6 protein-coding genes and 1 pseudogene are annotated in these 4,345 nt (G+C 54.3%); all 7 read left to right on the top strand.

Annotated elements, in window-relative coordinates:
• The first annotated feature begins 1 nt into the window (after nt 1).
• The 7 genes and pseudogenes from ACKLKD_RS27535 to ACKLKD_RS27505 all read left to right on the top strand — a co-directional run bounded on the left by ACKLKD_RS27535 (nt 2) and on the right by ACKLKD_RS27505 (nt 4,281).
• On the top strand, nt 2–199 hold the full coding sequence (locus ACKLKD_RS27535) for a helix-turn-helix transcriptional regulator (protein ID WP_045339018.1): 198 nt from the start codon (nt 2–4) through the stop codon (nt 197–199).
• A 100-nt stretch (nt 200–299) separates the two neighbouring features.
• Nucleotides 300–623: pseudogene (locus ACKLKD_RS27530) on the top strand (ash family protein); the annotation flags it as partial.
• Nucleotides 624–670: 47 nt separating this feature from the next.
• Entirely contained in the window at nt 671–916 is a 246-nt protein-coding gene (locus ACKLKD_RS27525) for a host cell division inhibitor Icd-like protein (protein WP_020802552.1), read from the top strand.
• The gene (locus tag ACKLKD_RS27520; protein WP_040182229.1) at nt 909–1,784 is read left to right on the top strand and encodes a tyrosine-type recombinase/integrase; all 876 of its coding nucleotides are present in this window, start codon (nt 909–911) and stop codon (nt 1,782–1,784) included. The genes ACKLKD_RS27525 and ACKLKD_RS27520 overlap by 8 nt, the downstream gene beginning before the upstream one ends.
• A gap of 208 nt (nt 1,785–1,992) precedes the next feature.
• Nucleotides 1,993–2,175, top strand: coding sequence for a hypothetical protein (locus tag ACKLKD_RS27515; protein ID WP_087806450.1), 183 nt, complete (start codon nt 1,993–1,995; stop codon nt 2,173–2,175).
• A gap of 31 nt (nt 2,176–2,206) precedes the next feature.
• The gene (locus ACKLKD_RS27510) at nt 2,207–2,521 is read left to right on the top strand and encodes a DUF4222 domain-containing protein (RefSeq protein WP_032416075.1); all 315 of its coding nucleotides are present in this window, start codon (nt 2,207–2,209) and stop codon (nt 2,519–2,521) included.
• Nucleotides 2,518–4,281, top strand: coding sequence for a DNA primase family protein (locus tag ACKLKD_RS27505; protein ID WP_032441475.1), 1,764 nt, complete (start codon nt 2,518–2,520; stop codon nt 4,279–4,281). The genes ACKLKD_RS27510 and ACKLKD_RS27505 overlap by 4 nt, the downstream gene beginning before the upstream one ends.
• Nucleotides 4,282–4,345 lie beyond the last annotated feature (64 nt).

The raw sequence follows: 4,345 nt of genomic DNA, 5'->3' as shown, positions 1-4,345 counted from the left end.
TATGTCCCAATCCCTTATCCGCTTACCTGAAGTTCAGCGCAGAACCGGCTATAGCAAGGCTTGGATCTATCGACTCATGGCTGAGCAACGTTTCCCCTCATCCATAAAGATTGGTTCTCGAGCAATCGCTTTCATTGAAAGCGAAATTGATGAATGGATTAGTGAGCGCATTGAATCGTCACGCAGCCAAACGAACTGAGATTCCGTGAGCAGAGATAATTTGCGAGAGTTTGCACTTCGGATCTCGCAGAATAAATTTGTCGCGACAGCTCACTAAACAATTCAAAAAGGTTAATGCCATGAAGAACAATTATGCCCGTCTGGGGCAGGGCTTCGCTCACCCTAAAAACTCCTTGCCTTGTTATTCAACTGAAGGGTATGCTTTAAAAGCACCAGCAAAATCTGGTGCCAGGATTGGCGTCCTGAATGACTGTATGGCGACACATGACGCGCCAAGCGTCTTTTTTTGTGCCGTTGATCCGTCTCACCTATTTTCACGCGTTGTGGTTCAAAACCGCTCTGCTAGCAAAATTATGGTGGGCTGGGTGGGGGCGGAGAAATCCGCGCCGGAGTCCATACAGTCCGGTTACGCCAACCCTGCTCAGTCCACCACCAGTGAAATTGGCGTTTCCGGTGGTGGTTATCTAGACCACTGTATGGAGGCTGCCACATGGCTACTACCCCAACCCAAAAACTGCCCAAATTCACCTGGCTTTTCCTCGGTACGCCGAAAGGCCGGACCTGCACTCCCGTTGTTATCCGCATCGTTGCCGACAGTGAGCAAGAAGCCCGCGAGTTTTATTCCCGCTGGGATCTTATCTTTGCCGCCAAAATTCGCTCTGAATGTTCGCTTTATCAATACAGCAGCGGCGCGTTTGAACTGGATGTTGCGAAATTGGGAGGTAGCCATGTTTAACCTCCAGACCCTGACAGCTAAAGCCCGTGAGCTGCGCGGCAACGTGGTAAAAGCCACTACCACGAAAGGCACCCGCACCATGACCCCCGTTTACGAACGGGAAGAGCAGCGCAAACTGCGCGAGCGCATCCAGCAGACCCAGCCGGACTGGGTTTTACTCTGGTGGGATATTGCGACCGTTACCGGCTGGCGTACCAGTGACGTGTGCAACTTCCGTTACTCGTGCATCAACTGGGAAACCGGCATTGCAACAATCATCGTAGCGAAGCAGACCAAAGCAGCAGAAGCCAGAGCGACCCGAAAGGGGATCGAGATTGTTCGCCAGCATCGTAAGGACGCTGCCCGGCTTGCTGGCGATCACATTGGGTACATGCACTGGGATAGCGTGACCTGCGACGATCTGGCCGCCGGTATGACGGAAGAAGAACAGGCGATCGTGTTTGAGCTGGTGGCAAAGGCTGAGGTTAAGCATGATACCAAACAGCTGCCGCCGGGCATCATCAAACGACTGCGTGAACGCATGGAGCGCAATCTTATCGGTGACGACCTGGTATTTTCACGCAGCCAGATTGAAAGTAACCGTTGCCAGTCTCTGGAAGGTAGCGTTAGCCGTCAGACGATCTGGAAGAAACTGCACAACGTCATGGTGTGGTTTACCCGCGTAGTAAACACGCGTCTGCGCCTGAGCGCCTATTCCAGCCGCAAAATTGCCGCCTTTAATCTCATGTCCGCCGGCGGCGAACAGGGCTTGCTGGTCGCCTCTGAAATGCTCGGACACAGTAACCCGGCAATCACCCGGACTTATCTCCAGCTGGGGAGCAAGGCCGCGGCTATCCAGACACGCCTCGCTATGGAGGTGAATGCATGACAAAGCCAACTCAAAACGAATCCATTGCCATGCTGACGACCAGCGCAGGCCAGGCGCTTGAATACAGCCGTCAGGCGCTTGCCGTTCTCGATATGTGGATAAACACCCTGGCGCCGGATGATGAAATGGAAAGCTTTCGTGTCGCGGCGGTTCACGGCCTGGTCAGTCAGGCATCGGAATATCTGGTGAAAGTCAGGGAGGTCAGACCATGCCCGCTATTTATAATCTGGTGCGCTGTAGCGATGGCAAAACTGTATTCAGTTTTCCGGCCGGCGGCCGCTATCTGGTGGACACGTCGAACGGGTTGCAGTCGATGCGCCCCCTTATGGACGACGAGATCCTTTTCACGGTGGAGAGTGCCGCGCGCTTTCTGAAGAAGATTGGTTATTAGGTAATCCCACCAGCGGCGTGAGGTAAAAAATATGACGATTAAAATTTCCGGCTTAGCTGCTGGTGGCCGCGCTCACCCTGAAATCAGGCCGGGCGATAAATGGAAGGACAGCCGGGGCAGCATCGTAATTATCGAAAGTTACCGATTCGACAGAGTGACATATTGCCGCGAGGGGTACAGCTCACCGTGTTTTTGCACGCCAGAAAGACTGGCGCGGGAATTTGAATTTATTTCTTCTGCGCCGGGCACCGGTGGAAGAGATATCGATCGAATTATGCGGGTGCAGGGCATCGAACGAATTCGGGTTATGCGGGAAATCATCAGGGAGCGAGGGAACAGAAAATGAAGAATGCACCAAACCTTAAAAAGCAGCCGGCGGATCTCATGGAGGAGTCAATCATCTTTGCCGGCGCCGATGCCTGGACTTTCGCCAAAGCATGGCAGGAAATGAACCCGATTGGCGATACGGTGCCGCCGGTTGTGCTGGATAAAAAGCAGCTGGCAGAGCTGGAGAATATCCGCATTGTGGATGATGGCCGGCTCTATGCGCGGGTTTGCCGCGGCGGGCATCTGACCGAACGGCAGATAACCATTCTCGCGACAAAGCTGGCGGTGGCCGGCGTGGAGCGCGCGCAATTCTACTCTGAAGGTTATCAGCTTCTGGAGGACTGGACGCCGCAGCTGCCGCGCCTCAAAGCCGATGCGGAAGCCGGCAAAAGTATGGTGATCGGCAAACCGCTGACGGATGTAAACCTCCGCGACCTGGCTGATAACGAAAAGGCGCTCATACTGGCCGCGCGTTACACCGGCATTGCAATCAACGAAAACAGCGAGGGCGTGTACGTCTACCGCGCCGGCATTTGGGAGAAAACGTCTATGCTCGAGCTGAGCCGCGAAATGGTGGCTATCTACAACGAGAACAAAACCAACTTCAGCAAGCGCGCGATCAACAACGTTATCGACGCCCTGAAAATCGTTATCCCGGTGATGGGGGAGCCGCGGCGGAGCCTGATCCCCTTTGCAAACGGTGTCTACGATATGGAAACCGGCATTTTCTCCGAACACAGCCAGGACAACTGGCTAACCAATCATAACGGCGTGACCTACACGCCAGCGGTACCGGGCGAAAACCTCCGCGACCACGCGCCGAACTTCCATAAATGGCTAAGTTACGCATCAGATAGAGACGCAATTAAGATGCAGCGCATCGCTGCAGCGCTCTTTATGGTGCTGGCGAACCGGTACGACTGGCAGCTGTTCCTCGAGATAACCGGTGAGGGCGGTAGCGGGAAAAGTGTCTTTACCCATATCGCTACGATGCTGGCCGGTGCGCATAACACCGCCAGCGGGAACATGGCGGCGCTCGACAGCGCGCGCGGGCGGGCGCAGTTCGTCGGGAAAAGCATGATAACGCTTCCTGATCAGCCCAAATATTCAGGAGAGGGTACCGGGATAAAAGCGATAACCGGCGGGGATGCCGTGGAGATCGACCCGAAACACGAGCACCAGTACACCGCCGTTTTGCGGGCGGTGGTTGTGGCCACGAACAACACGCCGATGATTTTCACCGAACGTGCCGGCGGCGTTTCCCGGCGACGCGTAATTTTCCAGTTTAACCGGCGCGTCAGCGAGGAGGATAAAGATCCCGACCTGGCAGAAAAGATATCCGCTGAAATTCCGGTGGTGGTTCGTCGGCTGCTGGCGAACTTTGCGAACCCGGAAAAAGCGCGGGCGCTGCTGCTGGAGCAACGGAACAGCGAAGAAGCACTGGAGGTGAAGCAGAAAACGGATCCGCTTTATGCCTTCTGCGCGCATCTTGAGCGGCTGGCTGATTGTGCGGGAATGATGGTAGGAAACCGCAATCCGCCTCACTATCCGCGAATTTATCTCTATCACGCTTACCTGGCATTCCTGGAGGCCAACGGTTTCGACAAGCCGCTGACGCTGAATAAATTCGCAGAGGGGATGGAAAGCGCGATGAGGGAGTTTAATCACGAGTACCGTAAGGAACGGAGAGCCCGTGGCATGGTGACCAACGTTGAACTTTCAGAGAGTGCGGAAGACTGGTTACCTCAGACGCATCCTGTAGCCGGTCATAAAGAATGAAGTTCAGATAAATATGGAGAAAGGTATACATGGTATACATCGAGAGAATAATTTATATATAAAT

Origin of the sequence: Klebsiella sp. 10982, from assembly GCF_048589245.1 — a bacterium.
Lineage (GTDB): Bacteria > Pseudomonadota > Gammaproteobacteria > Enterobacterales > Enterobacteriaceae > Klebsiella > Klebsiella quasivariicola.
Note: the sequence above shows the minus strand (reverse complement) of the source record. Positions and strands in the feature narration are given on the sequence as shown.

Bases quoted from the DNA above. Each gene is read 5' to 3' on its own strand.
- ACKLKD_RS27535 (WP_045339018.1), top strand. From the start codon at position 2: ATGTCCCAATCCCTTATCCGCTTACCTGAAGTTCAGCGCAGAACCGGC.
- ACKLKD_RS27525 (WP_020802552.1), top strand. From the start codon at position 671: ATGGCTACTACCCCAACCCAAAAACTGCCCAAATTCACCTGGCTTTTC.
- ACKLKD_RS27520 (WP_040182229.1), top strand. From the start codon at position 909: ATGTTTAACCTCCAGACCCTGACAGCTAAAGCCCGTGAGCTGCGCGGC.
- ACKLKD_RS27515 (WP_087806450.1), top strand. From the start codon at position 1,993: ATGCCCGCTATTTATAATCTGGTGCGCTGTAGCGATGGCAAAACTGTA.
- ACKLKD_RS27510 (WP_032416075.1), top strand. From the start codon at position 2,207: ATGACGATTAAAATTTCCGGCTTAGCTGCTGGTGGCCGCGCTCACCCT.
- ACKLKD_RS27505 (WP_032441475.1), top strand. From the start codon at position 2,518: ATGAAGAATGCACCAAACCTTAAAAAGCAGCCGGCGGATCTCATGGAG.